Below are 4,021 nucleotides of genomic sequence, written 5' to 3'. Positions count from 1 at the left end.
CCGGGTCGCCGGCCGGTTCCGACCCGACCTTGTGCTGACCTACGGCGGCGACGCGGCCAGCACGGGGGCCGTGGCGGCGGCGAAACAGTCCGGGGCGAGGGCCGTCTTCTGGCTGCACAATGTCGAATATCGCTCCCCCGGCTGCTTCGCGGCCTGCGACGCCATCGTGGTTCCGTCCCGGTCGCACCAGGATCACTACCGCCGGACGCTCGGCCTGACGACCACCATCATCCCCGGCCCCTGGGACATCGAACGCGTTCGCTGCGACGCCCGAAACCCCCGTTTCGCCACCTTCGTCAATCCCGAACGCGCGAAAGGCGCTTGCTGGTTTGCCCGCGTCGCCGAACAACTGCATCTCCAAAATTCGGGCGTGGAGTTCCTGGTGGTCGAAGGCCGGGGCCGCGTCAACGCCATCGCCTCCGGCGGCATCGACCTGAGCGACGTCACCTCGATCCACCAGATGAAAAACACTCCGGACCCGCGGGCGTTCTATGAGGTGACGAAGGTGTTGTTGATGCCCTCGCTGGTCAGCGAGGGCCTGCCTCGCACGGCCGTCGAGGCGATGCTCAACGGCATCCCCGTGATCGGTTCCGGCCGGGGCGGCCTGTCCGAAGTGTTGTCCCTGGCGGGCGACCGGCTGGATATCCCCGAAAAATACCTCCCCGACACCCGTATCCCCCCCGAACCAAGCGAGGTGACCGCCTGGGTTGACCGACTCTCGCAACTCTGGACCGATCCGGCCGAATACGAGCGAGCCTCCGCGGCCGCCCTCGCCGCCTCAACCGTCTGGCATCCCGACCGTCTCTTCCCCCGATGGGAAGAATTCCTGACTCGGATCGCCGCCGGGAATCGCTGATCGGGAGATGAATCATTTTTTGCGAAGCAACGAACATCCAAGACCGGACCGTCAGCCGCTATATTGACCAAAGACCCGCACAATCCACGGCCCCCGCATGAACCGCCCCGGCGCTCCCTTCCTTTCGATCATCATGCCCGTTTACAACGGCGGGCGGTTTCTTCGCCGCTCGGTCGCCTCCGTCCTCGGCCAGTCCTTCGCGGACTGGGAGTTGATCACCGTGGACGACGCCTCGACCGACGAATCGTGGTCGCTGATCGGGGAGTTCGCCGCCGCCGATCCGCGGATTCGCGTCTTCCGGCATCCGGCCAACCGGGGGCAGGCCGCCGCCCGCAACACCGCCCTGTCACACACCCGCGGAACCCATGTCGTTTATCTGGACCAGGATGACGAATTTTACCCCGGACACTTCGCCCGTCTTCATGAGTGGCGGGACAAGCCCGGCGTCCTCGTCTTCCGTTACGACCAGATCGACGAACTCGCCGGCAGCCGCAGCCCCGGACGCATCACCGAGTATGACCCGGCCGCCCGGCGTCAGGCGATGTTCACCGAGACCGTCATGGTCCCGCTCGGCGTGGCCCACCGCCGCGACCTGCTCGACCGGGTCGGCTTGTTCGACGAAAAACTGGGCAAATATCGCGGCCAGGACGAGGACGGCGATCTCTGGCGACGCTTCGCCAAGGCCGGGGAGCCGTTCACGTTCGTACCCCACAAATGCGGCCTGTATCACGTCCGTTCCGACAGTTTTGCCCGCGTCCGCCCCGATCCCCCCCGCGAGATTTCCGGCTTTCCCTCCCCGGTCATGACCGTCGATCTTCGCGACGGAGAGGAACGACACGCCGTTCAAATTCCCCGCGACGAGTCCGGGACCGTCGCCCAGTTGTTCGAGCAACGAGAATACGGCGGCCTGCCGCCCGGGAGCCTGAAGGATCCGCCGGTGATTTTGGACATCGGAGCCCATGTCGGCACGTTCGCCCTGTACGCCAAACTGGCCCTCAACCGCCGGGCCGTGGTGCACTGCTTCGAGCCCTACCCGCCGGCGGTCGCTCTGCTCCGGAAAAACCTGATCCGCTTTCCGGATGTGACCGTCCATCCGTTCGGCCTCGGCCTTCGGGATGAGCACGCCTCATTGCTGCTTGATCCCGGCGTTGCCGTTGCCAATTCCCTCCGCACCGATCTGGTTCCCAATCCGGCCGGCCGTGCGACGGTCTCGGTCCGCCATGCCGGGGCCGTTTGGGACGAACTCGGCCTCGGCGAAGTCGACATCCTGAAGCTCGACGCCGAGGGGGCCGAGCCGGACATTCTGGCCGCCCTCGGCCCCCGTCTCGCCCGTGCCCGGCTGGTCCTGGTCGAGTTCCACACGCCCGCCGACCGACGCCGGATCGACGCCCTGCTGCCGGATCATGAATTGTTCGACTTGAAACTGCACTCTCATCGTGTCGGCGTCGCCAAATATGCCCGAGCCGGCCTGGCCGGTTGAAAAGAACATTCGCCTTCCCTTGGTGCCCGATGTCTGACTCCGCCGATCCGCCCGAGACTGTTTCGATCATCATCCTGTGCCACAATGAACTGGCCTTCACCAGGCTCTGCCTGGAGAGCGTCCGGCGACACACGACTCCGCCATATGAGCTGATTCTCGTAGACAACGGCTCGACCGACGGCACCATCGAACACCTCGCCGCCTTCGCCGCCCGGCCCGGCCCCGGTCCGGTGGTCATTCACCGCAACCAGGCCAACGCGGGCTACCCGGCCGGCGTCAACCACGGGCTTCGGCATGCCGCGGGCGAACTGATCGTCCTGCTGAACAACGACGTGGTCGTCACCCCCGACTGGATCGACCGCTTGCGGGCATGGGCGAAGCACGACCATCCCGCCACCGGTTTGGTCGGGGTGATGACGAATAATGCCCCGCCGCCGCAACGGATCGCGCCGGGATACGACACCCTCGCCGGCCTGGATGACTTCGCCCGCCGCTGGCAACAAGACCACCTGGCCGAGGCGGTTCGCGTCCCCCGGCTCACCGGCTTTTGCCTGCTGGTCCGGGCGGAGGTGTTTCGGAAAATCGGCACGCTGGACGAACGATTCGGCCATGGCTTCTTCGACGACGATGACCTGTGCCTGCGGGCGAGGCGGGCCGGGTTTCAACTGCTGCTGGCGCGCGATGTCTATGTCCACCATTTTGGCAGCCAGACCTTCAAGGGGCTCGGCATCGACACCGCCGCCCAACTGGACCGCAACCTGTCCCTGTACCGCGACAAGTGGGGGGCGGAGGAGGCGTCCAAATACCGGCTGCCGGACAGCCCCAAGCCAGCGCCGAAGGTGTCGTTGACGATGATCGTGAAAAACGAGGAGCGTCATCTCCCCGATTGTCTGGCCTCCGTCCATGACCTCGTGGACGAGATCATCATCGCGGACACCGGCTCAACCGACCGCACCCGCGAAATCGCCGCCTCCTTCGGGGCGAGGGTGATCGAGTTCCCCTGGATCGACGACTTTGCCGCCGCCCGCAACGCCGCGTTGGAACAAGCGACCGGCGACTGGGTCTTCTGGATGGACGCCGACGACCGGCTGGACGAGGCCAACCGCGGCAAGTTCCGCGACCTGATCCGGACGCTCGACGACAAGCACACCGCCCGCGTGATGAAGTGCCACTGCCTGGGCGACCGGCCCGGCTCGGCCACGACGGTGGACCATGTGCGGCTGTTCCGACGCCTGCCCGGCGTGCGCTGGAAATATCGCGTCCACGAACAGATCCTCCCCTCCGTGCGGGCCACCGGGGGAGGCGTCGAGTGGGCCGACATCACCGTCACCCATGTCGGCTACGCCGACCCGGCCGCCCGCGCCCGGAAGCTGGATCGTGACCGGCGGCTGCTGCTGGCCGAGCGTGAGCAACAACCCGACGATCCGTTTACGCTCTTCAACTTGGGAAGCGTTTACGATGAACTCGGCCAGCCGGAACTCGCGCTGCCCTGCCTGCGGCGCAGCCTGGAATTGTCGAACCCGCGGGACAGCATCGTCCGGAAGTTGCACGCCATGATCGCCCAGTGTCACCGCCGGCTCAAGTCGTTGCCGGAGGCGGCGGAAGCGATCGCCGCCGGCCGCGCGGACTACCCCGACGACGCCGAGCTGTTGTTTCTGGACGGCCTGGCGCGTCGCGACCGGGGC

General features: G+C 66.4%; 3 protein-coding genes. All 3 read left to right on the top strand.

Features of this window, described 5'->3' with window-relative positions:
• A partial coding sequence (locus BGIM_RS48050) for a glycosyltransferase (RefSeq protein WP_020467936.1) occupies positions 1-856 on the top strand: 856 nt, incomplete at its 5' end.
• Positions 857-953: 97 nt separating this feature from the next.
• Positions 954-2,336, top strand: a complete 1,383-nt coding sequence (locus tag BGIM_RS56740; protein ID WP_020467935.1) for an FkbM family methyltransferase — start codon at positions 954-956, stop codon at positions 2,334-2,336.
• 29 nt (positions 2,337-2,365) lie between these two features.
• A partial coding sequence (locus BGIM_RS56735) for a glycosyltransferase (RefSeq protein ID WP_157368539.1) occupies positions 2,366-4,021 on the top strand: 1,656 nt, incomplete at its 3' end.

The sequence above is a fragment of the Zavarzinella formosa DSM 19928 genome (assembly GCF_000255705.1).
GTDB classification, from domain to species: domain Bacteria; phylum Planctomycetota; class Planctomycetia; order Gemmatales; family Gemmataceae; genus Zavarzinella; species Zavarzinella formosa.
This window is presented reverse-complemented; position numbering and strand designations above follow the sequence as displayed.

Coding starts and splice junctions, on each gene's coding strand:
- BGIM_RS56740 (WP_020467935.1), top strand. CDS start 954: ATGAACCGCCCCGGCGCTCCCTTCCTTTCGATCATCATGCCCGTTTAC.